Raw genomic sequence first — 23,868 nt, forward strand, 5'->3', positions numbered from 1 at the left:
GTAACAGCGTCCTCCAATCAGGAGAGTCAGGCGATCAGCACGCGCGGCTCGAAGCGGCCGTTGACGGGAATATCGATCAGAAAGGTCATGCCTGCTTGCGGGTCGAGCTTGCGCTGCTTGTCGTCCTTGCCCTTCCAGGCCGAGGTCACCGCCAACCTATCGGCCTTCGCGCCGACAAAGGCGGGACAGGACGGCTGCGTCACCGGCATGGCGACTTCGCGCAGCAGTGTGCCGTCGGGCCCATAGGCCTTGACCGCCTTGCCGCCCCAGACGGCGTTCCACAGCACGCCGTCGCGGTCGACGACCGAGCCGTCGACATAGCCCTTGGCCAAACGGTGATCTACGAAGACCTTCGGCTCGCCGACGGGCAAGCCGGTCGCCGGATCGCAGGCGACGCGCATCAGCAGCCCGGTGCCGGTGTCGGTGTAATAGGCGACCGCTCCGTCCTCGGAAAAGCAGATCGAGTTCGACACGGTGATGCCGGAATACAGCTTGCGCAACTCACCCTTGAAGAACCAGTAGATTGAGCCTGCACCTTTTTCTTCGCCCTTGCCCATCGTGCCGACCCAGAAGGCACCGCAGGGATGGACGCGCGAATCGTTCGAGCGCGTCAGCGGGTTGTCGGCCTCGATCGGCGTGTGCAGCGTCAGCTTGCCGGTTGCGACATCGCGGATATGCAGGCCGGTTTCGCTGGCGATCAGCTGGCGCTTGTCATCGATGATGGCAATGGCGCTGGCCATCAGGCCAAGCTCATGGATCTTCAGCGCGCCGGAGGTAACGCCCTGCTCCAACAGCAGGCCATTGACGATCTCGAACCAGAACAGCGCATCGGTGCCGGGATCATAGCTCGGCCCCTCGCCGAGCTGACAGATCTGGTCGCAAAAGACCGAAACCGTGTCCATCATGCACCCCCGAAAGCCATGTCCCAGGCCGCCACCGCGGCGCGGGCGCGGGCCGCCACCTGGTCGACGCGCATGCCCGGTTTGAACAGGCTGGAGCCGAGGCCGAAGACGGTGACGCCAACCGCTTTATAGCCGGCAAAATCTTTTTCCGAGACGCCGCCGACGGCACCGATCAGCGTGTCTGCCGGCAGCACCGCACGCACGGCCGAGATGCCGCCCGCACCCAGCACGCTGGCCGGAAAGAATTTAAGCGCCGAGGCGCCGAGCCGGATGGCCTGGAACGCTTCGGTCGGCGTGAAGACGCCAGGCATCGTCACCATGCCGTGGTCCATGGCGCGGCGCATCACGTCGGCGTCGATGTTGGGGCTGACCAGCAGCCTGCCGCCGGCCTTGTGCAGGCCGTCGACATCGACCGGTGTCAGCACCGTGCCGGCGCCGACCAGCGCGGTCGCCGGAAGCGCCTCGGCGATGCTGGCGATCGAGGAAAACGGGTCCGGCGAATTGAGCGGCACCTCGATTGCCTCGATGCCGGCCTCGAAAACCGCTGTGCCGACGGCCACCGCCTCTGCGGGCCTCAGCCCGCGCAGGATGGCGACCAGGCCGCGCTTGAGCTGAGGAAAAGGTGCGGTCTGGGTCACGTTGCAACTCCACTTCTGGCAATCATGCCGTTTTCGCGCGCGGCCTCGACCAGGCCGGCTCGCACCGCCTCGTCGGCGTCGACGCTCCTGACGGCAAGCCCGGCAAGGTCGAGTGCTGCTCCATAGAGACTGGCAAGCGCGCCGGAGGCGACCAGCGCGACGGGTGCCGCACCTGCCCCATAGCGGCGCTTTGCCGAAGCGATCTCGCCGCCGATCAGCAGGCCGGACAGGCAGGCGGCGGCATCGTCGGGCTGCAGGTCCTGCAGCAGGCCTGCAGCGCGGATCGAAAACAGCTTTGAGGTGACGTCGCCGCCCTCGGCCAGCGCGCTGCGGCACCACTCCTGGAAGAACGGACTGTCCGGCGCGACAGGCTTCGGCTGCTCGCCCAGCGAATGGCGCAGGATCGAATGCGCCGCAAGCACCGAGAACAGCTCGCCGGTCGGCCAGGTGCCGAAGCCGGCAACCGCGCCGTCCTCGACCAGGACCCATTTCGAATGCGTGCCCGGCATGCAGACGAGATGGCGGCCGTTTGCCGGCAAACCGGAGCCGGCAAGCTGGGTTTCCTCGCCGCGCATGACATCGGGCGCATCGGCGAGGCGCTGGGCGAGGCCGGGCACGATGCGGATATCACGCTGCTGGCCGGGAACACGGGCAGCACCGGCAAGGATGGCGCCGATCGGCGCCGGCACGGCGACATAGGGCGCCTCGAGCCAGCCCTGGCGGGAGCCGGCCATGCCGCAGACAATGACCGGTAGCGCCTCCGGTGCGCCGAGAGCCGCGAGGTGCCCTTCAAGTATGGTGGAAAAGCCTTTCTGCTGCGCGGTGATCAGCCCGTCGTCGCCGCGACGCTCGGCGAGAACCTTGCCGGCTTCATCGACCAGCCAGACCCGCATCCGGGTCGTGCCCCAGTCGACGGCCGCGACCGCCGGTAGCGCGCTCACAGGAAGCCTCCATCGACGATCAGCATCTGGGCGGTCAGCATGCGCGAGGCGTCGGACGCCAGGAACAGCACCGTGCCGACGATATCATCGGGCTGCATGACCTCCTTGATGCACTGCTTGGCGACATGAGCGGCGAGCCCCTGCTCGGTGACCCAGAGCTCCTTCTGCCGTTCGGTGATCACCCAGCCGGGCGCCAGCGCGTTGACGCGGATGCGGTCGGCGCCGAGTTTGCCGGCGAGCCCCTTGGTGAGGCCGAGGATACCGGCCTTGGCGGCCGTATAGGCCGGCATGTCCGGGTGGTTGATGAGGTAGGACGTCGAGGTGAAATTGATGATCGAGCCGCCGCCGGCCCGCTTCATGCCCGGTGCCACAGCCTGCGCGGTGAAGAAATGCGGACGCAGGTTGACCGCGTGGTTGTTGTCCCAGAACTCGACGGTGACGTCCTCGACAGCATGGCGGTCGTCGAGCGCGGCGTTGTTCACCAGCACGGTGATATCGCCATGCGCCGCGGCCGCTTTGGCGGCTGAGGCCCGCAGCGCCTCGATGTCGCGCAGGTCGGTCTTGAGGTAGAGCGGCCGTCGGCCAAGTTCGTTTTCGATGCGATCGGCAAGTGCTGTGCTCGGGCCGTCGGCGATGTCGATGAAGGCAACCTTCGCGCCCTGCCGGGAGAAGCCTTCGGTCAGCGCGGCGCCGATGCCGGAGCCGCCGCCGGTGATCAGCACCGAAGCGCCCTCAAGGTCGGCGAAACGCGCCGATGGCATCATGTTTTTTCTCTCCGTTATGGACGGCGCGCATCCTAGCCAGCGATCTCCAGCGAGCAAGGGCGAAAAACAGATTTTGGCGCTTATGTCTGACAAAATGGACGGAGGCGCCCCACCGGGCCGCCGGATAGGCGAGGCTGTGACGGGAAACGCCGTCAGATCGCCTTGGCGCGCAAGGCACCGCGATAGGAGTCGCGAAGATAGCCGAGCGTGGCGTCGGCGTCGACCGGCTTGCCGAACAGGTAGCCCTGCCCGCCGGCGCAGCCGAACTGGACGAGGCGGTCGGCCTGCGCCTCTTCCTCGATACCCTCGGCGACCACGTCCATGCCGAGCCCCTCGCACATTGCGAGAATGGCGCGGATGATGTGTTCCGAAGGCCGGTCGTCGAGGATGGAGGAGACGAAGGCACGGTCGATCTTGAGCTTGTCGAAATGGAACTCGCGCAGGCGACCGAGCGAGGACTGGCCGGTGCCGAAATCGTCGAGCGAAACGCGGATGCCGACGCGGCGCAGATCCTCGACGATCTTCTCGGCCGAGGCCGGATCGTTCATCAGGCCGGTTTCGGTGATCTCGATCTCCAGCCGGCGCGGATCGAAGCCGGTGCGGTCGAGGATCGCCAATATGTGCAGGCCGGTGTTCTGGTCGACGAGCTGCGACGGCGAGAGGTTGAAGGACAGGAACAGATCGTTCGGCCAACTGCGGGCGGCCTCGGTGGCCTTGCGCAGCACCAGCTGCGACAGCGGGCCGATGATGCCGCGTTCCTCGGCGATCGGGATGAAGACGCTCGGCGGCACCATGCCGAGGTCGCGATCGGTCCAGCGCGCCAGTGTCTCGAAGCCGATGGTGCGGCGAGTGGTGAGATCGACGATGGGCTGGAAATGCGGCTCCACCTCGCCGGCCGAAACGGCGCGGCGCAGTGCCTGCTCGATGCGGGTAACGCGCTTGGCGGCTTCCTCCATCTCGCGGGTGTAGACGACGACCCGACCCCGGCCAGAGCGCTTGGCGTGGTAGAGCGCAGTTTCGGCCTTGTTGACCAGGATCTCGGTGGTCTCGTCGCCGGAGTAAAACAGCGAGCAGCCGACCGAGGCCGAAAGCCTGGCGGTGCGTTCGCCGACATCATAGGGCGCCGAAAGGATCTCGATCAGCATGCGCGACTTTTCCGCCGCCGCCTCCTCGCTGAACACCATCGGATAGAGATAGGCGAACTCGTCGGCACCGATCCGGCAAACGGTGGAATAGCTGTCCATCGACGCGCGCAGCCGCATCGCCACCTGGATCAGGATGTCGTCGCCGGCCTTGTGGCCGAACAGGTCGTTGATCGGCTTGAAGCCGTCGAGGTCGAGGATGCCGACGGTAAAGGGCGCCGGATCCTCGGACCGATCGCTGATCAGGCGGTCGACCTTGTCGAAGAAACGGCGATGATTGCCAAGCCCGGTCAACGCATCCGTGAACGCCAGATCCGTGTTTTCCTTGGCGGCCTGCCCGGTGCCAAACGTCGTTTGCATCGGTGTTCCTGTTTGCACCTCTGAATTCATGCGCAGACTGGCAGCAAACCCTTTAGGAAACGTATCGCGAAATCGATTTTTTCGTCGGCTGAAAAAAGGCCGCCGATCGTATGAATTGTCCGACTTTGAAGGGGCGGATGCCGTCAGGCGCCTTGCCGGACACGATAGAGTTCGATCGGGTTTCCCTTGGTCTCTGCCACCGGCTCGAGCCAGTCCGGCACGCTGCCGTGCATCAGCCCGGCGAGAAAGCCTTGCGGCGCCTTTTCGGCCAGGAGCTCGCTTTCCGCGCTGCCGCGGCAAAGCGCGACCAGTCCGACGTGATGATCCGCCACGATCTTGCGCGCATCGTCGGCAGAGCCCAGGAAGGCATCGAGCGCCAAGAGGTTGCCGGCGATGTTGCGATGATAGGGCCCGGCGAACACGCGATGTCCCGAATATGCCAGGACCGGCGCGCCGAGATTGGAGATCGCCAGCACGGTGGTATCCGGCATGTGGCCGAGCGGCGCAAAGCTCGCCATGCGGTAGCAGCGATTGTCGGTTTCGCTGCCGGCCGCCACAGTGTTCTTGGATTCGAGCACCACCGAGGTTGCCGCCGCAGCACCAGTCCAGACAGCGTTCACCGACACCAGCCAGGCCGCGGCCATGCGCAGGACGACGCCGCGTGAAGAGCTGACCTCGACGCGCTGGCGCCATTTGGCGATCCAGGCCGACAGCGGGATGACGGCGAAGCCGATCGAGAATGTCGAGCCCCGCACCTGCCAGGCGCTGACGACAAAAGCGACGACCAGCAGCGCAGCCACGAGGCTTTCCTGCCGCCGCCAGTTTCCGCGGCTAAAGCTGATCGCCATCAGCACGATGGCCACCAGCGGCGTGGCGTAGCGGGCCGCGACGTGGGCCGGCTCATGGGCGAGAAGCGTCAACAGCGACTGGGCTTCGTCGATGTGATCGAGCCACAGTTCCTTGAGGCGCGGATCGAGATTGGCATAGGGAGCCGCCAGGCATTGCGGGAACAGCGACACGACGACCGCGGCAATGGCTGCGGCGAGCAGGCCGAGCGCTGCGAGGCGCCGTTGCCAGCTGCGAGAAGCGGCATCGATCGAGGCGATGGCGGCAAGGCCGGTTCCGGCAAGTGCCGCCACGACGAACTGCACGGTCGAGAAGGCGTCGCATTGCGCCTGGCCCCATGCCGAGAAGGGGATGGTGGCAATGAAGACCAAGGCCGAGACACCGGCAAAGCCGAGGCCGAAATCCCGGGCGATCCGGCTCTCGCCCGACCTGTCGACGACAAACAGCAGAGCGACCGAGACACCGATGGTGGCGACATAGGGGACGGTTTCCATGCCGACGGCCAGCGTCAGCGCGGCGCAAAGTCCGGAGAGAAGCGCTGCCGTCCGCCGCACCGGCGCCTCCAGCAGCAGGCAGAGGCTTGCCATGGTCAGCATCAGCTGGACGTTGTGATGATCGAGCGCCCCCGTCGAATAGATGCCGATGAAATGATACGCCGCAGCGCCGACGACGACGGAGGGCAAAACCGCGCTCTCGCCGGCGACACTGCGCGCCGCGCGGGTGGTGAAGAACACGGTCAGGAAGAACAGCAGCGACGGCCAGGCAATCTGGGCGACATCCTCGGCAAGAGCAGTGCTGCCGGTCAAAGCCTGCACAACAAGAATGATGGTGGCGATCGGCGTGTCGACCAGCCGCGACCAATGCATGACGAAGCCGCCTTCCAGCCCCATCCGGTACTGGTGCAGGTCGAACCAGCCCTGGCCGCCCAGCATGTCGCGGACCTCGACCAGACGCAGCAGATTGTCATTGTCGCCGCCGGCATCGGTCAATTCGCGGAAGCCGGTGCCGGCATTGACGGCCAGCGCCACCAGCATGGCAAGCAACGCCAGCATCAAATCGGACTTCCAGGAGGAAGCGCCGGCCTTGCCTGAGCTCATCGTCATGACCTTTGTCGGAAGGAATGCGGCTTAAACCTAGCCTTAACGGCTTCAATAAATAGTAAAGCCGCCTGAGCGAGGCCGGCATTTGCGCGGCCAGCGTGCCGAAACAGGCCTCCGGAGACGAAAATGCCGCATGAAGTCCGCCACGAGCCCGACATCGCCGTGCTCCTGCCTTGCTACAATGAGGAGCCGACGATCGCCGAGGTGGTGCGGCGCTTCCGCGAGGCGCTGCCTTCGGCCGCGATCTATGTCTACGACAACAATTCGCGCGATCTGACGGCGCTGCGAGCCCGCGCGGCCGGTGCCACCGTCATCCGCGAGCCGCGCCAGGGCAAGGGCAATGTCGTGCGGCGCATGTTCGCCGATATCGAGGCCGACATCTATCTGATGGCCGATGGCGACGGCACCTATGCGCCGGAGGACGCGCCGCAGCTGATCAACACGCTTTTGACCGAACGCTGCGACATGGTGGTGGGCACCAGGCGCGGCGTCACCGACGACGCCGGCCGCTCCGGCCATGCCTTCGGCAACCGCATCTTCAACAGCCTCTACAAGCGACTGTTCGGTTCGGACTTCACCGACATCTTCTCCGGCTACCGCGTCTTCACCCGGCGTTTCGTCAAGAGCTTTCCCGCCGTTTCGGGTGGCTTCGAGATCGAGACCGAAATGTCGGTGCATGCCTCGCAGCTCAAGCTGCCGGTCAGCGAGATCGCGCTCGACTATGGCCGGCGGCCGGAAGGCTCGTCGTCGAAACTGTCGACCTGGCGCGACGGCGCCAAGATCCTCTGGATGTTCGCCATGCTGATGAAGGAGACGCAGCCGCTGCGCTTCTTCGGGGCCTTTGCCGTGTTCTTCCTGGGGGCGAGCCTGTTCCTGATGACGCCGGTGCTGATCGAATTCGCCGAAACCGGTCTGGTGCCGCGCATGCCGACCTGGGTGCTATCGGTCGGTCTGTTGCTCCTGTCCATGCTGGCGGCGGTGACCGGGCTGATCCTCGATTCGGTATCGCGCGGCCGCGCCGAACAGAAGCGCATCTTCTACCTGTCGATGCCGTCCGGCCGCGTCGAACGGCGTGAACGGGCCGCTGAGCAGACTGCCCTGAACCCCTCACCGGGCAAGACTCCCCGGGCGGCGTAGAACCGTGAACCGTCTCCTTCGCTTCATCCTTGCCGGCGGCGTCGGTTTCGTCGCCGATGCGGCAGCACTTTGGCTGCTGCTGGCCGTCACGCCGCTTGGCCCGCTTGTCGCCCGCGTGCTTTCGATCGGCTTTGCGCTGGCCGTCACCTGGCAGTTCAACCGCCATTTGACCTTCTCGCCGTCGAGCCGCGGCATCGCGACAGAGGGCGCTCGCTATGGCGGCGTCGGCATCGCCACCAGCATCATCAACTACGTCGTTTATTGCGCGATCCTGTTTGCCCTGCCGGCGATGCCGCCGCTGGCGGCGCTTGCCGTCGCCTCGCTGATCGCCATGGCGCTTTCCTTCCTCGGCTATTCCCGCCTGGTCTTCGACCGATAGGCTCTGGCTGATTGGCATAAGCCGCCGAGTTCCTTATATCGGCGACAAGGATCGCGCCGGAGACCCAAGATGCCCTTGAAAATCGCCGTCCAGATGGACCATGTCTCGTCGGTGTCGATCGCCGGCGACACTTCGTTTGCGCTGTCGCTGGAGGCGCAGCGGCGCGGCCACCAGCTGTTCCACTACACGCCCGACCGGCTGTCGATGCGCGACAGCAAGGTATTTGCCCGCATCGAGGAAATGCAGGTGCGCGACGAGAAGGGCAACCACTATTCGCTGGGCGAGAAGGTGCGCACCGACCTGTCCGAGATGGACGTCATTCTGCTGCGCCAGGATCCGCCCTTCGACATGAACTACATCACCACCACGCACATCCTCGAGCGCATCCACCCGGAGACTCTGGTCGTCAACGACCCGGCCTGGGTGCGCAACAGCCCGGAAAAGATCTTCGTCACCGAATTCCCGGACCTGATGCCGGAAACGCTGATCACCAAGGACCCCATGGAAGTCGCCGCCTTCCGCAAGGAATTCGGCGACATCATCGTCAAGCCACTCTACGGCAATGGCGGCGCCGGCATCTTCCATCTGCACGAGGCCGACCGCAACCTCGCCTCGCTGCTCGAAATGTTCGGCCAGATGTTCCGCGAGCCCTATATCGTGCAGCGCTATCTGAAGGACGTGCGCAAGGGCGACAAGCGCATCATCCTGATCGACGGCGAACCGGTGGGCGCCATCAACCGGGTGCCGGCCGAGCACGATTCGCGCTCCAACATGCATGTCGGCGGCCGCGCCGAAAAGACCGAGCTGACCGAGCGCGAGCGCGAGATCTGCGCCCGCATCGGGCCATCACTGAAGCAACGCGGCTTCATCCTCGTCGGCATCGACGTGATCGGCGACTACATGACCGAGATCAACGTGACCTCGCCGACCGGCGTGCGCGAAGTGCAGCGTTTTGGCGGTGCCGATATTGCGAGCTTGTTCTGGGACGCAGTTGAGGACAAGAGGCGGTAGGACGCAGCGCCTTGCCTGGTGGAACCGCAACGTTCCGCATCGACAGCCTGCATAGTTGCGCGGCGAGCGGCGGCGTGTTGCGCGGACACGCTTAGAGCTACGGCGGGTAGCATCCTCGCACTCGACATTGCCGGCGGCGCTTTCTTCCGTGATGCGCTGCCGAGACAGCATTTCGGCAAACATAACGGATACCAATTCGTCCGAAGGCATCGCGTCACGCAGATTGCAGGCGGCACTGCATGCCGCCCTACCAATCCGCGTCTAGACCACGAAGAAGTCGTCCGCGGTGAGCCGGATGCCTGGGTGCACGGTGGCGAACTGGACGGTCGCCGCTCCGCCCACCCCGTCCACATCGAACAGCAGAGCACCTGTCGTGTCGTCGTAAAGGATATGGTCGCTGTCATCGATGGCCTTGTTGCCGAGCGCGAAGACCGCAGCGAAAAGCGGGCCGTCCGACAGCCCGACGAATACGGAACTGTCCAGCTGGAACATATCATCAAGCGCATTGAAGTCGTCGATACTGTCGTAGTTCGCCGGCCCAAGCGCGTCGAACACGAAGATATCCCTGCCCGCGTCGCCGGCCAGCCGGTCGCGGCCGGCGCCGCCATTGAGGATGTCGTCGCCAGCGCCGCCTCGCAGGTCGTCGGAGCCAACGCCGCCATCAAGGAAATCGTCGCCCGTATCACCTCGGATGGCGTCTGTGCCGGCACCGCCGCTCATCTCGTCATTGCCGGCGCCCCCCTTCAGCCAATCGGTGGCCGCGCCGCCGATGATCGTGTCGGCGCCTTCGCCGCCGAACAGCTGATCGTGGCCGGCGCCGCCGTCGAGCGTATCGTTGAACGGGGTGCCGCTGACGCGGTCGTCGCCGCCCAGTGCGGCGACGCCAACGGCACGATCGTAGCTTCCATAGCTCACGGTGTTCGTGGCGTCGCTCAGCGCGATGGATTCGGCCGGTGGTGTGACTGTGATCGTAATCGTCGCCACATCGCTGTTGCCTTGGCCGTCGGTGGCGTAAACCGTAAAGCTGTCGGTGCCGACGAAGCCGGCCTCGGGCGTGTAGTCGAACAGATTGTCGCTCAAAAAGCCCGCATGATAGTGCAGGCTGGCGCCGACGTGACCTTGGTGAAACGGGTAGTAGTTGCCGTCGAAATTCGTGCTCGGCTCAAGGGTGCCGTGGTCCGGCCCGTCCAGGACGACGAAGTTCAGGAGATCGTAGTCGGCATCCGCCGCGCTGAATTTGATATCGTCGAGAAATTCCCCCTGCGAAACCGATACATTCAGATTGGCGACCGTGGGCGCGTGATTGACGAAGGTGTCGGGCTGAAGCGCGCCGCCCTCCAGGATGATCTGATGCTGGCCGTACTGGGTGTTTTCGCCACCGAAATATTCGTTGCCCCCGACCCAAGTCACCGTGATGGTGTCGGGGCTGTCGGCGTTGACGGAGACGATCCGGGCCGACAGGTAGGCCGCCTGGTCGGTCAGGGTGCGGATGAAATTACCTTCGTTGTCGAAAACCTGCGATTCCACCGTCGACCAGGTCTCGGTCCTGCCCTCGTGGGTGAAGCTGGTGATGGTGAAGAAGCCGTCGAAGACATCGACCGAAGCCAGGTCGATCCCACCGAATGGGAAATCCGCCTTTGCCCCTATCGGTCCGATCACGTCGCCGTCGGTTTCCACAATGCTGAAAAGCACCGCGTCAGGGCTCGGACTGGGAAAATCGGGTTCTTCCCATACGGTGAGCTCACTGCCATTGCTTAAGGTCGGCATCCAGTCTTCCTCGCTTTTGCGCCTGGCGCGCTGCGGATGTCCCCCGACTTCCGACCATAACATCGTATGCGAGTCGGATCGGTGACAAACCCCTTCACCTTTTCCATGTTGGTTAATTCTGTCTCGGGCGGCGGCAGTCCGATGGAGTTCTGTGCACTGCGATGACATCCCGTAATGTTCTTGGCTAAGTCGAAAATCTGTGCTTGTCTTGCTCGACGTCGCTTACGGCCAGATTGCACCGGCTTCGAGCGAGCCAGTTCCTGGGCTTGAGAAAAGATGGTGGCGCCGGTTCGCACGGTTGCTTTACAGGCATCGAGGCCGTGCCGGTCGATGTCCAGATGATGATCGCGCCGGGCAAGGTCGGCATGCAAATGTTAGGGCGGATTAATTTATTGCCGCTGGTGCGTTGAGCTGGAATCTGGGCCGGTTTACATAGCAGCTTTGCCACCGCCTGGAAGCGGACATAGCCGGCGACCACTCTGGAAGTCGCGGTTGCGCCAGAACCGGCCATTCAGTTGACACACGTCCAACGGCGGGAGTTGACCTCTTAGCGGAAGTTAGAACCACTGCCCCTCAAGAATGCGCAAGCAGCCTCCTAGACGCCAAAATTCACACGGCAACGCAACTCACGACGCTGGACGAGCTGTCGGCGTTAGATGGGGTTGGTCAATCGAACCTGTTCACTCGCCCATCGTCTTTAGAGCCCGGGCGTGATTTTATTCAAAGCGCATGTCGATCCGCCGGGGGCTGGTTCGTCGACTTATTAGCGAGACTGTTCAGCGGCCATCACGTCCGCGGCTCGCCTCAGGAGGAGTTCTCAAATGCGCTTCATGTCGTTCGTCACTTCCGCCCACGCTGGACCGCCAACGGCGGAACTCATCGAGGCGATGAACAAGCTCGCCGACCGGGAAATCAAGGCCGGCCGCATGGTCGACATGGGCGGGCTCACGCCGGTAGCGATGGGCGCGCAGGTGCGCATCGCCGATGGGAAGCTCAGCGTCATCGACGGCCCGTTCGTCGAGGCGAAGGAGGTCATCGGCGGCTACGCGATCATGGAGTTCCGGAACAAGGAAGAGGCCGTGGCGTCGGCGGTGGAGTTCATGCAGCTCCACAAGGATTTCATGCCGGATTGGGAGGGCACGTGCGAGGTCCGCGCATTTGCCGGCCCCTGAGCCGACGTTCCTGCAGACGCGGTCGGCGGCCATGACGGTCGCCGACGCCCATCGCACGATCCTCGCCGTGTGGCGGATCGAGCAGCCTCGGCTGATCACCAATCTGGCGAGGATGCTGCGCGATGTGCCGCTGGCCGAGGATTTGACGCAGGAAGCCCTGCTGGCCGCCCTTGAGCGGTGGCCCGCCACAGGCGTTCCGGAAAAACCCGGCGCCTGGCTGATGGCGACCGCCAAGCGCCGGGCCCTGGATCATCTGCGCCGCAGCCGGATGCTCGAGCGCAAGCACGACATTATCGCCTGGGACATGGAGGAGGAGCAGCAGGCCATGCCCGACCTCGACTCGGCCCTGGACGACGACATAGGCGATGAACTACTTCGGCTCATTTTCACCGCCTGTCACCCGCGACTGTCGCGCGAGGCGCGCGCGGCGCTGGCACTGCGGATGATCTGCGGCCTGACAACCGAGGAGATCGCCAGGGCCTTCCTGCTGCCGGAGGCGACGATCGCCCAGCGCATCGTGCGCGCGAAGCGGACTCTTTCGGAATCGGGGCTGGCCTACGAGACCCCAAGCGGCGAGGAGCTCTCAAAGCGGCTCTCCTCGGTGCTGGAGGTCGTCTACCTCATCTTCAACGAAGGCTACACCGCGGCGAGCGGCGAGGACTGGCTGCGCCCCCAGCTCTGCAATGAAGCACTTCGCATGGGCCGCGTGCTCACCTCCATCGTGCCGCACGAGCCCGAAGCCCATGGACTGCTCGCTCTGATGGAGCTGAACGCCTCGCGCACGGCGGCCCGTACTGACGCAGAGGGCGAGCCAATCCTCATGCTGGACCAGAACCGCGCACTCTGGGACCAGCTCCAGATCCGGCGCGGGATGCAGGCGCTCGGGCGAGCACGCGAATTAGGCGGAGCCGGCGGCATTTACGTCCTCCAGGCGACGATTATCGCCTGCCACGCCCAGGCGAGGAAGGCGGGCGATACCGACTGGTCGCGCATCGCCGGACTTTATGCGGAGCTGGCGGCTGTCGTGTGCTCGCCAATCATCGACCTCAACCGCGCGGTTGCCGTCGGCATGGCCGAGGGCCCAGAAGTGGCGCTGGTGATCGTGGACCGCCTTGCGCGCGAGCCGGCGCTCAAAGGCTATCACCTGCTGCCGAGCGTTCGCGGCGACCTACTCCACAAGCTCGGCCGTTACGAGGAGGCGCGCGCCGCGTTCAAAGCGGCCGCGGCGCTGGCGGGCAACAGGCGGGAACATGACCTGCTGAGACAGCGCGCCGCCGAGGCGGCCGACGCAGCGATGTATCCCGGAAGGCGCGGGTCCTTGTAGAGGTTGCGCATTTTGCCCAGCGCTTAAAGTATGTGTTTTTCCAGCTTTCGGTCTTCGGCTGATTGCCGTTTTCCGGCGGCAAATGCGTCCGAGCCCGGCGCCGATCGCCGGTGTCGCTTCCGTCATTGACGGCGACACGGTCGAGATTCACGGGCAGCGTATCCGTTTCAACGGCATCGACGCGCCCGAGTTACATGCGCTTGGGTAAACGGTCTTGTCCGAGATCCGAGATCCGAGGTCCGAGAGCCGGGTGCGGAATGTGGTGCCGGTAGTCATGTGGCGCGGGTCTCAGAAGGCAGTGTCCTCAGGCCGTGGCGCGATTTTCGAAGGCCACATAACAAAGTGATCAACAGTAATCGAACCTTCCCCTCGATCAGAAGTCCGATGCCATGTTCGAAGCCCTATTCACCCACCCCAAAATCCTGGCACGTCACCAGACGGGTCCGACGGCAGCCGACCGAGAACGGTGACCAAATAGGGTTGCCAGTCACCTGCACCGACGACAGCCGTACCTGCATGAAAGAGCAACCTCGCCCTTCCAGGACCGGCCTCGCAGATAGCCAGCCTCGAGCCGGTTGTCTGGAGCACGCCCCCAGCTTACGCCGGCTATTGGGCAGGAGCGGCGGGCGCAGGCGTAGTTGAGCCAGTCGCCATAGGTGCCGGCGCGGGATCTGTCCGGCGTCAGCACCCGTGAGGCAGGGTCGAGTTAACGGGGGAGAGAGGTTTTCTGGCTCGTCGTTGCCCTTCAAACGAGCGAAGACGAGACAGACCTCCAATCAGACGATCCGAAGCTGATCGGCTGATGACTTGCCGGAACGTTGGTCCTGCACCAGTTCAGTTCGTAGCTGACCTTCTGGCGATCCAGCGAGCCATTGCTTTTCGGCCCGCATCGACGGGCATAATTCCCGTCGATGATCTCAAGCCGGCCCCGGTGCGTATAACGGCCAATTGCACCGATCAGCGCCCCATCGTTGCGTCAGGTCTCGGCCTGTCGCGCCGGCGGTTCTTTCGCCGCTGCGGCTTCCTCTGGACTGAGGGCGCCCGGCCGGAGCTTGAACAAGATCAGGAGCGGCCCAGCGACGAAGATGGAGGAATAGGTCCCGGCGAGGATGCCGAAGATCATCGCGATCGTGAAGGACTGGATGACCTCGCCGCCCCAGATCGAAAGCGCCGCCAGCGCGAACAGCGTGGTCACGCCGGTCAGGACCGTTCGCGCCAGCGTCTGGTTCATCGACAGGTCGAGCAGCTCGGCAATCGGCATCTTTTTATAGCGGCGCAGATTCTCGCGGACCCGATCATAGACAACAACTGTATCGTTGATGGAATAGCCAACAATGGTCAGGATCGCGGCTATCGAGGTCAAATTGAACTCTATACCCGCGACGACGTAGAAGCCGACCATCAGGATGACGTCGTGGAACGTCGAAATGATGGCGCCGAGCCCGAACTGCCACTCGAACCTGATCCAGATATAGACGAGCATCGCCAGCAGCGAGGCGAGCACGCCCATTGTACCGTTGAACGCGAGTTCGGAGGACACTGTCGGACCGACAACCTCGATGCGGCGGAACTCGTAATCGGTTTCGAGCGCGCTTCTCACTTTCGCAATGGCGGACTGTTCGGCAATGTCGCCACCCCCCTGGGTGCCAATGCGGATCAGCACATCCCGGGTCGACCCGAACTCCTGCACCTGCACCTCACCCAGTTCGAGACCCGTCAGGCGCTCACGGATGTCGCCGATGTCGGCCTGCTGGCCCTTTGCCTGCACCTCGATGCTCGAACCGCCGCGGAAGTCGATGCCGTAGTTCATGCCGACAGTGAAGAACAGCGCAGCCGAAGCGATCGACAATAGCAAGGACAGCGTGAAGGCGTACTTTCGGAATGCCATGAACGGCACGCGCGTGTCGTCGGGCACCAGGCGCATGACACCGCTGGGCATGGCTTTCGGGCGCTGCCGGCGAAGCCAGAACGCGACCAGCCAGCGCGTCAGCGTGAAGGCCGTGAACACGGTGGTGACGATGCCGATGGCGAGTGTCACGGCAAAACCCTTGATCGGGCCCGAGCCGAGGAAGAACAGGATGACGGCGGCAATCAGCGTCGTCACATTGGCGTCGACCACGGTCGCCAGCGCCTGTTTGAACCCGGAATCCATCGACTGCACGATCGAGCGCCCTTGGCGGTTTTCTTCGCGGACGCGCTCGAAGATGATGACGTTGGAATCGACCGCCATGCCCATCGTCAGCACGATGCCGGCGATGCCAGGCAGCGTCAGCGTCGCGCCGAGAACGGACAGGACGGCGATGATCAATGCGACGTTGGCCAGAAGCGCGATATTCGCGATCAGTCCCAGTCGCCCATAGGCAAACAGCATGAAGCCGACGACGAGGAACCCGGCGATAATTGACGCGAACTGGCCCGCCTCGATCGAATCGCTACCGAGGCTCGGACCGACGGTGCGTTCCTCGACGATGGTGAGGTCGGCAGGCAGTGCGCCAGCGCGCAGCAGGACCGCAAGGTCGTTCGCGCTCTCCACCGTGAAACTGCCGGATATCTGCCCGGTGCCGCCCAGGATTGGTTCGCGGATCTGAGGCGCTGAGATCACCTCGTTGTCGAGGATGATCGCGAACAGGCGCCCGACATTGCTCTGAGTAGCCTGACCGAAGCGGGTGGCGCCGCGGTTGTCGAAGCGAAACGAGACCACCGGCTCGTTGGTGCGCTGGTCGAAGGTTGCCTGCGCATCGACGAGGTTTTCGCCAGAGACGATGACCCGGTTCTCGATCAGATGGGGAACCCGCGGTTCGTCCGTCGAATGCATCACCGTCGAGCCCGCCGGCGGGCGGCCGGAGATCGCCTCCTCTACCGGAATCGACTGGTCGACCATCTGGAAGGTCAGCTTCGCGGTCTGTCCGAGAATATCCTTCAGCCGCTGCGGATCCTGCAGGCCCGGCACCTGGACCATGATGCGGTCAGATCCCTGGCGCTGGACGATCGGCTCGGTCGTGCCGAGCTCGTTCACGCGCCGGCTCACCACCTCGATCGATTGAGTCAGCGCCGCGGCGACCCGGTAGTCGACCCCGCCTTCGGTCAGCGTAAAGCGCAGCAGGCCCGGTTCCGGCTCGGCCATCTCCATCTCGGTCACGGAGCCGCTCATGAAAAGGCCGGTCGAGATCGGCTGCGTCAATCTTTCGAGCGCGCGCTTCGCAGCTTCGATCTGACCTTGGTCGCGAATGCGGACCTGGATGGAATTGGCGGTGCCGGCAAGCCCGGTATAGCCGATCTGGGCTTCGCGGAGCGATGTGCGGATCTCGTCGCGTGCCGATTCGAGGCGTTCGTTGGCGAGGTCCTGCTGATCGATCTGGAGCAGGATGTGCGAGCCGCCCTGCAGGTCGAGCCCGAGCGTCAGCTGCTGCTTCGGCAGCCAATTCGGCAGCGATGCCAGAGTGGAGGCGGGAACCAAGTTGGGGGCTGCGTACAGGATACCGGCCAGGACCGTCAGCCAGATGAGAATGGTCTTCCAGCGCGAGAAATGCAGCATATTCTTGTCCGTTCAGCCCATATCGGGCGGAAACCGCCTCCGACAAGTGCTCTGGCATTCCGATCGGCGAGCAACTCGACTAGATGTGAGCTTTCAGAAGGTTGTCCATTCGGACCGGACCGAGGAGACTGGAGTTACCAGGCTTCAGCACTCGTCGGAGGGTCCGAATGGACAACCATAAGAATGCCCGTCTCACGCCGCTGCGTCGAGAGGAGATGGCGCTGGCGGTGATAGAAGGCGGTTTTTCCAAAGCCAATGCGGCGCGGACGTATGGTGTGTCGGCGAAGATCGTGGCGCGCTGGGTCGAGCGCTACAAGGCCGAGGGCAGCAAAGGCATGGCCGACCGCTCGTCGCGGCCCACCGTCATGCCGAGCATGACCGAACAGGCCGTGGCCGAGCGCATCGTCGCCTTGCGCCGCCAGCGGCTGACCGGCAAGCACATAGCCATGGAGGTCGGCGTGTCGCCCGCCACCGTCAGCCGGGTTCTCAAGCGTGCTGGACTGTCGCGGCTCAGAGACATCGAGCCGGCCGAACCGGTCCGACGCTACGAACGCGAGCATCCCGGCGACATGATCCACATCGACATCAAGAAGCTCGGGCGATTTGAACGGGTTGGCCACCGCATCACCGGCGATCGCACCGGCCAGTCCAACAGTCGCGGCGTGGGCTGGGAGTTCGTTCATGTCTGCATCGACGACGCTTCGCGCGTCGCCTTCTCGCAAATACTGCCCGACGAGCGCAAGGAAAGCGCCATCGCCTTCCTCAAGGCAGCGGTGGCCTATTATGCCAGCCTTGGTATCTCAGTCGCGCGCGTCATGACCGACAACGGCTCGTGCTACAGATCGAAAGCCTTCGCCAGGACCTGCCGCGAGCTTGGCCTCAAACATATCCGCACAAAGCCCTATACGCCGAAGACCAATGGCAAGGCAGAGCGCTTCATTCAGACCGCGCTCAGGGAATGGGCCTACGCCATTGCCTACCCGACCTCCGATCATCGTGCCGGAGAACTTCCCGTCTGGCTGCACCGATACAATTGGCATCGACCGCACGGCAGCCTAAAGTCCAAAACACCAATCAGCCGCCTCGGCCTAACCGAGGACAACCTGTTGAGGTTCCACAACTAGAGCCCGAACGGAACGCGGTGTGAAAGTTTTGAGAGTCGCCCAATGGCATCGAGGTCGCCGCTCTTCCTGCCGACCATTTAGACGACTTACGGAAGAACGTGCTCCATGCGGTTTATCGAGAGAAAATCTACGCTGACACACCGCTTCGGCAAGCCCTTATCGATGCGGTGACTGCAAAATGACGGTCTGGCCACTTAAGTTTCGCGAGTGTGGCGATGGAGAATTTCTGCTCACCGATGATGCCGGCTGCTTCTTCCTCAGCAGACAACCGTTTCTCGAACGGTATGCCGCCGGCGAATTGTCGCCAGTCGATCAGGAATTTCTTCGCGAAAACGGTCATGCGTTCGAACCGGAAAGCGCCGATGACCACCGACACGCCGCTCACTCGCTACAGCGCTACTAACGGCGCGCTCGCGAGCGGCTTCGTAACCGCCGAGCTACACCACCTGATGGGACACGACCCGCGTGTGGACAAGCCAATTTGGCAATTCGCTCCTCTCCGAAAGCTATTTAGACCTCTGGCCCTGCAGGCCATGGCCAGCCCTATTTCTCAATTCCACTTCGGTTCAAACGGGGACGGCCATCTTTAGCTCGAACATGCTGCTTGACGAGATCGGTATTCGCCCTCAGGGGCCATACCGTGGGAGGATTGATCGTTGGGCTTCTATGTTCGAAAGGCTGACTCCGGTAGACGCGCCATGCTCATGATGTGGACAAAAGACCCTTTCTTCGGGCCTTGGTCACGCCTGCCAATTCGCTACTGAGAACACGGCCCAGCTTCCATAGACGCCGTTCGTTCTTCAGACGGGTGTTCAACGCGGTTGCACCTGCGCGAGCAGCGCCTCAACCATAGGGAGCATGTTTCTAACGATGATCGCATCACCGGCTGCATTTGGGTGGTCGTTGTCCGCTTGCAGCAACTCCGGATGCCCAGTCACGCCCTCCTTGAAGTCGGCGTAGAGCAAGTCTCCATACTTGGTCGCTAGCTCGGAGAACATCTTTGAAAACGGCTCGGCATAGTCAGCCCCGCAATAGCCATAGGCCGCGGTTCCAACCACAAGCACTGGAACGCGCTTCTGGGCGAGGATACTCAGAATCTGGTCGAGGTTCGCTCGCGTGTGATCCAGGTCGATACGAGCGCAATCGTTCTGACCCAATTCAACGATGACAACGTGGTTTGCAGGGCTCGCCTGCAGGTCAAGGCCGTCCTTGGATTCCGCCAGCCAAGTGAGACCCCGTTTGCTGGTCGCCGTGTACCCCACCTCGACAATTGTCACTGGGTGCCTGGCAGCGTTCAGCCCAGACTTTAGCCTGGTCGCAAAGGTCTCAGTGGCAGCTACTCCATAGCTGTTGATGTAGCTGTCGCCGAGGGTGACGATTGTCGGAGGTGCATCCTCGGCATCCACGTTGCCGGCTAACCCCAACATTGCGGAAAGTGCGGCAAGGGCCACAAACGAAACGTCACGCACTTTTGTCATGGTCTACCTCCCAGCGGGACCATTCGGGGCTATCCTGGCCTAAGCCTCAGAGCCCGCGATGGATCGTAACAGCACATTCTCACGACCGCATCGGCGAAGTAGGTGGCCGCGCCGTGCTGACATTGTGGCTAATTAAACGGCGGCGCGCCATGATCGCGGTCCAAAAGGTCCGCTAAGCGCCAACAGCAGAACCAACTCAGAATTTTTGTGATGGTCCGCTTGTCAGCGTAAATTGACTTAGCGACGCGGTCGGGCGGTCGTGCCGCGGACCACCAGTTCAACCGGCATGACGATTTGCTTCGGGGCAGCGTTCGCGAACACCATGGCGGCGGCAAGCCGCCCCTTCCCGACAATGTCCTGCGCCACGGTCGTGAGGGGGGGCGTGGTGCGTGCCGATTCCGCTGTGCCATCAAAGCCCACGACCGACACGTGCTCCGGAACGTTTATGCCGCGACGAACCGCCTCGTCGAGCACGGTGATTGCCTGCCAATCCGACATAGTCAGGATTGCCGTTGCTTCTGGAACTCGATCGAACACAACAGCTCCGGCAGTCGGCTCACCCGGGGCGGTCTCGATGATCGGGACGTTATCGATCGACAGATTGACTTCCGCCAACCCTTGAGCGAAGCCCTCGAGCCTTTCGTGGTCGAGCTGAAACCCCGCCGTTATCGCGCGCTTGCCCTTGCGTGGCATATGGACAATCGGCGGCCCGGATGTGCGTCGGACTGAGAGGATCGCAAAATGCCGGTGCCCGAGAGCAGCCAAGTGCCCGACGGCCATCAGCGCTCCGCTCCTGCCGTCGATCCGGATCGAATTGATGTCGGGGCCGGCATCGCTTTCGAGGATGACAAAAGGCAGGCGCCCGCGCTGCGCCGAGGTGATCAGGTCGATGTCTACGCTATGGCCCAAAATGAAGCCGTCGACCAACGCCTCCCGAATGGTGGATGTGCGCGTTTCGTCCGTACCGTTGACCAGGCTCAGCGTCGCCCCGGCCTCGTCGCACGCAAGCGAAACGCCAAGCACCAGCTCTCGTCCGTATGGGCTTCTGATCACGTCGGCAATGGCATAGGCGCCCGGCGGCATAAATCCGATGGCGTTGAACTTGCCGTCCCGCAGCACTCGTCCTCTGGGGTCGGGACCATCGTAACCGAGGTGGTGCGCCGCAGCCTCGACGCGCTCACGCACGTCGGGCCGCACCAAGTTCGGGTGATTGAAGACATTAGAGACAGTGCCGCGGGAGACTCCGGCGACCCTGCCGACATCGGCGTCGTCGCGCTTTGCTCGGGGCTCAGCCGAAGCGTTGGGCCGAAACCAGTCCTGGCAGCCTCAATATGTCATGCACGTGGCGATCGTCGTACCAAGCATTGAACTCGGCCTCGCGCCCCTCGACCGGATTGTTCAGGACGGTAAAAACATGTCTGCTCATTGGTCAGTCCTCGCTCACTTCAATCTTAGGTTGTGCATAGGTCGCCGGCCTTCGAACAGGGCACTCTGGTCCCCGATCTGCGCGACCATGTGCTCGCGAAAGACCCTCACCCGCTTGGTACGCCTGAGGTCAGGATGATAGAGAAGCCATAGCCCCAGATCGTGGATCGGGTCTGGCGCGCGAAAGCGTTCCAGCTGGTCGTCATTGTCGCCCATGAAGCAGGGCAGGTAGGCAAGCCCAAGTCCTTGTTTCAAGGCGGCAAGCGTGAGCAAAGTGTCGTCGACAAATAGGCTGTGACGGTGATCCGGACATGCTGCGTTGGTCCAGGATTGATGGAAGGCGCAGCATTCAACACCCAGCCACTTTTGTTTGGCGCTGCTGGCGCGCAAAGCCTTCAGATAGTTTCTTTCTCCGTAGACGGCTGACGCAACGTTGGTGAGCCGGATACCGACCAGCGTATCGAGTGGGGTGTTGGTCAGGCGAATGGCGATATCCGCGTGGCGCTCGGCAAGGCTGACATATTTGTTGGAAACCTGTACATGCAGTTCGATATCCGGATAGGTTTCGGTGAAACTGGCAAATATGGGCATCAGCACGGATGAGGCCATATTGTTGATCGCGGACACCCTTAGCTCGCCGGCGACATGACTTTCCTGGCCGCCGAGAGCGCCTTCGACCTCAAGGACTTCCATCTCCATCTTGCCGGCCGCCATTTTCAATTCCGCGCCGGCCGCCGTCAGTTCGTATCCGGACTTCTTGCGCTCGATCAGGCGCGTGCCAAGCTGGGTCTCCAGCAGCCTGATGCGGCGCGACACTGTGGAGTGCTGAATGTTCATGCGTTTGGCGGCGCCGCTGATCGAGCCGTCGCGCGCGACCGCCAGGAAAATCCGCAAATCATCCCACTGCATCTTGGAACCGATCCGTGCAATTTTGCAAAATGGACGTCGAAATTTCGAGAATTGAGCCGAAACTACGCGCCCAATATCGTTTCCTGCAAGACAATACTGTCTTCCGGAAGCCGTTCCGGTTGTGGGTCTTGCACCAGGAGGCGATCATGGATCAGCAGCAACCGACTTTCGACCCCGTCAAATTCAAGGAAGCGACCCGCAAGCAATGGGACAGCGCCGCCGAAGCCTGGAACCGCTGGGGTCCGCTCCTGTCGCGGTGGCTTGGACCAGCGACCGAACTGATGCTGGAAATGACCGACGTAAAGCGCGGCAGTCGCGTCCTTGACGTCGCCGCCGGCGCGGGAGAGCAGACATTGACCGCGGCGCGCCGCGTCGGCCCCGAGGGTTATGTGCTGGCCACCGACATTTCGGCAGGAATTCTTGATTTCGCCGCCAGCAATGCGAAACTGGCGGGCTATACCAACATCGACACCGTCGTCGCCGACGGCGAAATGCTTGGCGCCATATCCGCCGATCCATTCGACGCCGTCATTTCACGTGTAGGGCTGATCTATTTTCCGGATCAGAACAAGGCGCTGGGTGGAATGCGCGACCATCTCAAACCGGGGGGACGGGTCGGCGCGATCGTCTACTCCGCTGGCGACAAGAACCCGTTCTTTTCGATCCCTGTCGGCATCATTCGCCGTCGCGCCGCGCTGCCGGCGCCGTTACCCGGCCAGCCCGGCCCATTCAGCCTGGGCGATCCCACGGTTCTAGCAAAACGTCTGGTCGACGCCGGATTCCGCGACGTCCGCATCGAAAGGATCGATGCGCCGGTGCGGCTGCATTCGGCAATGGAATGCTTGCAGTTCGAGCAGGAATCGTTTGGCGCGCTGCATCAGATGCTTGCCGGCCTGTCCGCCCGGGAACAGGACGACGCCTGGGCTGAAATCGAGGAGGCGCTTAGCCAGTTCGAGCGGGACGGACAATTCGCGGGGCCATGCGAAATGCTCGTTGCGGCTGCCACAAAATAGGGAGCCTGCTGCTGGCGCTGGTGGTCATGCCATATCTGTGTGCGAGGGTCGGCTTTGGGTCAAAGCCGACCCTCGGCTGGTGGGTCGCTCGTGCTGACATTGTGGCTAATTAAACGGCGCGCCGCCATCGCGTCGAAAACCGCCCGATAAGCGCCAAGCGGCTTCGTCCGACTTTAGATCCGGAGTGACCGCAATGGGCCGAAAACGGAACGTCCGCTTCCAGGATGATGGGGCTGGAAAGCCGACCTTTCATCCAGCGTAGTGCCGACCGCTTTGCGCGCCATGAGCGGGCGTCGTTGGGTCAGGTTTGCCGGTTAGGCTCTAGCCACTTGAGACTTACACTCTAGTCATCTGAATCTAAATTTCGTGGCATAAGGATTGTTCCGCCTTCTGGCAGAAGCGTTTGACGGAGGCGAGAATGTCGTCTGCGGACTTGGTCCATCGATATGGCTTGGGGTTCTCGTTGTGGCGCTGGATGAAGGCGCGAATATCGGCCTCAAGCTGGCTGGTGGAGGTATGGACACCGCGGCGTAGTTGCTTGCGGGTGAGTTCGGCAAACCACCGTTCAACCTGGTTGATCCAGGATGCCGATGTCGGCGTGAAGTGCACATGATAGTGCGGCCGGCGCGCCAGCCACGTTCTGATCGCGGCGGTCTTGTGAGTGGCGTAGTTGTCCATGACAATGTGAATGTCGAGGCCATGGGGAACCTGGGCGTCGATCTGCTTGAGGAAGTCGAGAAACTCGGCGGCGCGGTGCCGCTTGTAGCACTTGCCGATGACGAAGCCCGAGGCAACGTCGAGGGCAGCAAACAACGACGTCGTGCCATGACGAACGTAGGAATGGGTCCGGCGCTCCGGCATGCCAGGCATCATCGGCAGGACGGGCTGCTCGCGGTCGAGG

Annotated in this window: 21 protein-coding genes and 3 pseudogenes; 9 read left to right on the forward strand and 15 right to left on the reverse strand. The window is 63.0% G+C overall.

Features of this window, described 5'->3' with window-relative positions:
• Positions 1-26: 26 nt before the first annotated feature.
• The 6 genes from D3227_RS24475 to D3227_RS24500 all read right to left on the reverse strand — a co-directional run bounded on the left by D3227_RS24475 (position 27) and on the right by D3227_RS24500 (position 6,696).
• Positions 27-902: an SMP-30/gluconolactonase/LRE family protein gene (locus tag D3227_RS24475; protein ID WP_425374543.1), complete on the reverse strand. Its 876-nt coding sequence runs from the start codon at positions 900-902 to the stop codon at positions 27-29.
• A complete protein-coding gene (locus D3227_RS24480; RefSeq protein WP_120016844.1) occupies positions 902-1,540 on the reverse strand; it encodes a 2-dehydro-3-deoxy-6-phosphogalactonate aldolase in 639 nt (212 codons plus the stop codon). The genes D3227_RS24475 and D3227_RS24480 overlap by 1 nt, the downstream gene beginning before the upstream one ends.
• The gene (locus tag D3227_RS24485; protein ID WP_120016845.1) at positions 1,537-2,481 is read right to left on the reverse strand and encodes a 2-dehydro-3-deoxygalactonokinase; all 945 of its coding nucleotides are present in this window, start codon (positions 2,479-2,481) and stop codon (positions 1,537-1,539) included. Before D3227_RS24485 ends, D3227_RS24480 begins: the two co-directional genes overlap by 4 nt.
• Complete coding sequence (locus D3227_RS24490) at positions 2,478-3,245, reverse strand: SDR family NAD(P)-dependent oxidoreductase (protein WP_120016846.1); 768 nt, start codon at positions 3,243-3,245, stop codon at positions 2,478-2,480. The genes D3227_RS24485 and D3227_RS24490 overlap by 4 nt, the downstream gene beginning before the upstream one ends.
• A 152-nt stretch (positions 3,246-3,397) precedes the next feature.
• Entirely contained in the window at positions 3,398-4,747 is a 1,350-nt protein-coding gene (locus tag D3227_RS24495) for a putative bifunctional diguanylate cyclase/phosphodiesterase (protein ID WP_120016847.1), read from the reverse strand.
• A gap of 143 nt (positions 4,748-4,890) precedes the next feature.
• Positions 4,891-6,696: a GtrA family protein gene (locus D3227_RS24500; RefSeq protein WP_245451855.1), complete on the reverse strand. Its 1,806-nt coding sequence runs from the start codon at positions 6,694-6,696 to the stop codon at positions 4,891-4,893.
• Between the two features lie 123 nt (positions 6,697-6,819).
• On the opposite strand from D3227_RS24500, the gene D3227_RS24505 reads away from it, so the two are divergent.
• The 3 genes from D3227_RS24505 (at position 6,820) to gshB (ending at position 9,220) form a co-directional block, all read left to right on the forward strand.
• Positions 6,820-7,830, forward strand: coding sequence for a glycosyltransferase (locus D3227_RS24505; RefSeq protein WP_120016848.1), 1,011 nt, complete (start codon positions 6,820-6,822; stop codon positions 7,828-7,830).
• A 4-nt stretch (positions 7,831-7,834) separates the two neighbouring features.
• Complete coding sequence (locus D3227_RS24510; protein WP_120016849.1) at positions 7,835-8,209, forward strand: GtrA family protein; 375 nt, start codon at positions 7,835-7,837, stop codon at positions 8,207-8,209.
• Positions 8,210-8,278: 69 nt separating this feature from the next.
• Positions 8,279-9,220: a glutathione synthase gene (gene gshB / locus D3227_RS24515; protein WP_120016850.1), complete on the forward strand. Its 942-nt coding sequence runs from the start codon at positions 8,279-8,281 to the stop codon at positions 9,218-9,220.
• Between the two features lie 261 nt (positions 9,221-9,481).
• Here the strand turns inward: gshB and D3227_RS24520 are convergent, their stop codons facing one another.
• Positions 9,482-10,987, reverse strand: coding sequence for an Ig-like domain-containing protein (locus tag D3227_RS24520; RefSeq protein ID WP_120016872.1), 1,506 nt, complete (start codon positions 10,985-10,987; stop codon positions 9,482-9,484).
• Positions 10,988-11,263: 276 nt separating this feature from the next.
• Here D3227_RS24520 and D3227_RS41740 point away from each other — a divergent pair.
• The 4 genes and pseudogenes from D3227_RS41740 to D3227_RS42260 all read left to right on the forward strand — a co-directional run.
• Positions 11,264-11,367, forward strand: a pseudogene (locus D3227_RS41740) (ATP-binding protein); the annotation flags it as partial.
• 441 nt (positions 11,368-11,808) lie between these two features.
• Complete coding sequence (locus D3227_RS24525) at positions 11,809-12,159, forward strand: YciI family protein (protein WP_027156019.1); 351 nt, start codon at positions 11,809-11,811, stop codon at positions 12,157-12,159.
• A 31-nt stretch (positions 12,160-12,190) separates the two neighbouring features.
• Positions 12,191-13,483: an RNA polymerase sigma factor gene (locus D3227_RS24530; protein ID WP_120016873.1), complete on the forward strand. Its 1,293-nt coding sequence runs from the start codon at positions 12,191-12,193 to the stop codon at positions 13,481-13,483.
• Between the two features lie 82 nt (positions 13,484-13,565).
• Positions 13,566-13,673: pseudogene (locus D3227_RS42260) on the forward strand (thermonuclease family protein); the annotation flags it as partial.
• A 786-nt stretch (positions 13,674-14,459) separates the two neighbouring features.
• Here D3227_RS42260 and secDF read toward each other — a convergent pair.
• The gene (secDF, locus tag D3227_RS24540) at positions 14,460-17,018 is read right to left on the reverse strand and encodes a protein translocase subunit SecDF (protein ID WP_120016851.1); all 2,559 of its coding nucleotides are present in this window, start codon (positions 17,016-17,018) and stop codon (positions 14,460-14,462) included.
• Positions 17,019-17,185: 167 nt separating this feature from the next.
• Here secDF and D3227_RS24545 point away from each other — a divergent pair, with 167 nt between their 5' ends.
• Complete coding sequence (locus D3227_RS24545; RefSeq protein WP_120016852.1) at positions 17,186-18,142, forward strand: IS481 family transposase; 957 nt, start codon at positions 17,186-17,188, stop codon at positions 18,140-18,142.
• 127 nt (positions 18,143-18,269) lie between these two features.
• Here the strand turns inward: D3227_RS24545 and D3227_RS24550 are convergent, their stop codons facing one another.
• From D3227_RS24550 to D3227_RS24570, 6 genes and pseudogenes are all read right to left on the reverse strand, one after another.
• Positions 18,270-18,518 carry a hypothetical protein gene (locus D3227_RS24550; RefSeq protein ID WP_147377666.1) on the reverse strand — a complete coding sequence of 83 codons (249 nt, stop codon included), beginning with the start codon at positions 18,516-18,518 and terminating at the stop codon, positions 18,270-18,272.
• A gap of 436 nt (positions 18,519-18,954) precedes the next feature.
• Positions 18,955-19,620, reverse strand: a complete 666-nt coding sequence (locus tag D3227_RS24560) for a GDSL-type esterase/lipase family protein (protein ID WP_120016855.1) — start codon at positions 19,618-19,620, stop codon at positions 18,955-18,957.
• 237 nt (positions 19,621-19,857) lie between these two features.
• Positions 19,858-20,703, reverse strand: a complete 846-nt coding sequence (locus D3227_RS44075) for a substrate-binding domain-containing protein (protein WP_342634012.1) — start codon at positions 20,701-20,703, stop codon at positions 19,858-19,860.
• A gap of 72 nt (positions 20,704-20,775) precedes the next feature.
• Positions 20,776-20,871, reverse strand: a pseudogene (locus D3227_RS43835) (LacI family DNA-binding transcriptional regulator); the annotation flags it as partial.
• 37 nt (positions 20,872-20,908) lie between these two features.
• A complete protein-coding gene (locus D3227_RS41745) occupies positions 20,909-21,046 on the reverse strand; it encodes a hypothetical protein (RefSeq protein ID WP_167480822.1) in 138 nt (45 codons plus the stop codon).
• Between the two features lie 14 nt (positions 21,047-21,060).
• Positions 21,061-21,954, reverse strand: coding sequence for a LysR family transcriptional regulator (locus D3227_RS24570; RefSeq protein WP_120016857.1), 894 nt, complete (start codon positions 21,952-21,954; stop codon positions 21,061-21,063).
• Between the two features lie 290 nt (positions 21,955-22,244).
• On the opposite strand from D3227_RS24570, the gene D3227_RS24575 reads away from it, so the two are divergent.
• A complete protein-coding gene (locus D3227_RS24575; protein ID WP_245451857.1) occupies positions 22,245-22,967 on the forward strand; it encodes a methyltransferase domain-containing protein in 723 nt (240 codons plus the stop codon).
• Positions 22,968-23,324: 357 nt separating this feature from the next.
• Here the strand turns inward: D3227_RS24575 and D3227_RS24580 are convergent.
• The coding region (locus tag D3227_RS24580) for an IS630 family transposase (RefSeq protein ID WP_120016858.1) at positions 23,325-23,868 on the reverse strand (544 nt) is incomplete at its 5' end.

Origin of the sequence: Mesorhizobium waimense (assembly GCF_003601975.1) — a bacterium.
GTDB lineage: Bacteria > Pseudomonadota > Alphaproteobacteria > Rhizobiales > Rhizobiaceae > Mesorhizobium > Mesorhizobium waimense.

Excerpts from the sequence above, each read along its gene's own strand:
- D3227_RS24475 (WP_425374543.1), bottom strand. The coding sequence starts at position 902 with ATGGACACGGTTTCGGTCTTTTGCGACCAGATCTGTCAGCTCGGCGAG.
- D3227_RS24490 (WP_120016846.1), bottom strand. The coding sequence starts at position 3,245 with ATGATGCCATCGGCGCGTTTCGCCGACCTTGAGGGCGCTTCGGTGCTG.
- D3227_RS24495 (WP_120016847.1), bottom strand. The coding sequence starts at position 4,747 with ATGCAAACGACGTTTGGCACCGGGCAGGCCGCCAAGGAAAACACGGAT.
- D3227_RS24500 (WP_245451855.1), bottom strand. The coding sequence starts at position 6,696 with ATGACGATGAGCTCAGGCAAGGCCGGCGCTTCCTCCTGGAAGTCCGAT.
- D3227_RS24505 (WP_120016848.1), top strand. The coding sequence starts at position 6,820 with ATGCCGCATGAAGTCCGCCACGAGCCCGACATCGCCGTGCTCCTGCCT.
- gshB (WP_120016850.1), top strand. The coding sequence starts at position 8,279 with ATGCCCTTGAAAATCGCCGTCCAGATGGACCATGTCTCGTCGGTGTCG.
- D3227_RS24520 (WP_120016872.1), bottom strand. The coding sequence starts at position 10,987 with ATGCCGACCTTAAGCAATGGCAGTGAGCTCACCGTATGGGAAGAACCC.
- D3227_RS24525 (WP_027156019.1), top strand. The coding sequence starts at position 11,809 with ATGCGCTTCATGTCGTTCGTCACTTCCGCCCACGCTGGACCGCCAACG.
- D3227_RS24530 (WP_120016873.1), top strand. The coding sequence starts at position 12,191 with ATGACGGTCGCCGACGCCCATCGCACGATCCTCGCCGTGTGGCGGATC.
- secDF (WP_120016851.1), bottom strand. The coding sequence starts at position 17,018 with ATGCTGCATTTCTCGCGCTGGAAGACCATTCTCATCTGGCTGACGGTC.
- D3227_RS24545 (WP_120016852.1), top strand. The coding sequence starts at position 17,186 with ATGGACAACCATAAGAATGCCCGTCTCACGCCGCTGCGTCGAGAGGAG.
- D3227_RS24560 (WP_120016855.1), bottom strand. The coding sequence starts at position 19,620 with ATGACAAAAGTGCGTGACGTTTCGTTTGTGGCCCTTGCCGCACTTTCC.
- D3227_RS44075 (WP_342634012.1), bottom strand. The coding sequence starts at position 20,703 with ATGCCGCCGGGCGCCTATGCCATTGCCGACGTGATCAGAAGCCCATAC.
- D3227_RS41745 (WP_167480822.1), bottom strand. The coding sequence starts at position 21,046 with ATGAGCAGACATGTTTTTACCGTCCTGAACAATCCGGTCGAGGGGCGC.
- D3227_RS24570 (WP_120016857.1), bottom strand. The coding sequence starts at position 21,954 with ATGCAGTGGGATGATTTGCGGATTTTCCTGGCGGTCGCGCGCGACGGC.
- D3227_RS24575 (WP_245451857.1), top strand. The coding sequence starts at position 22,245 with ATGACCGACGTAAAGCGCGGCAGTCGCGTCCTTGACGTCGCCGCCGGC.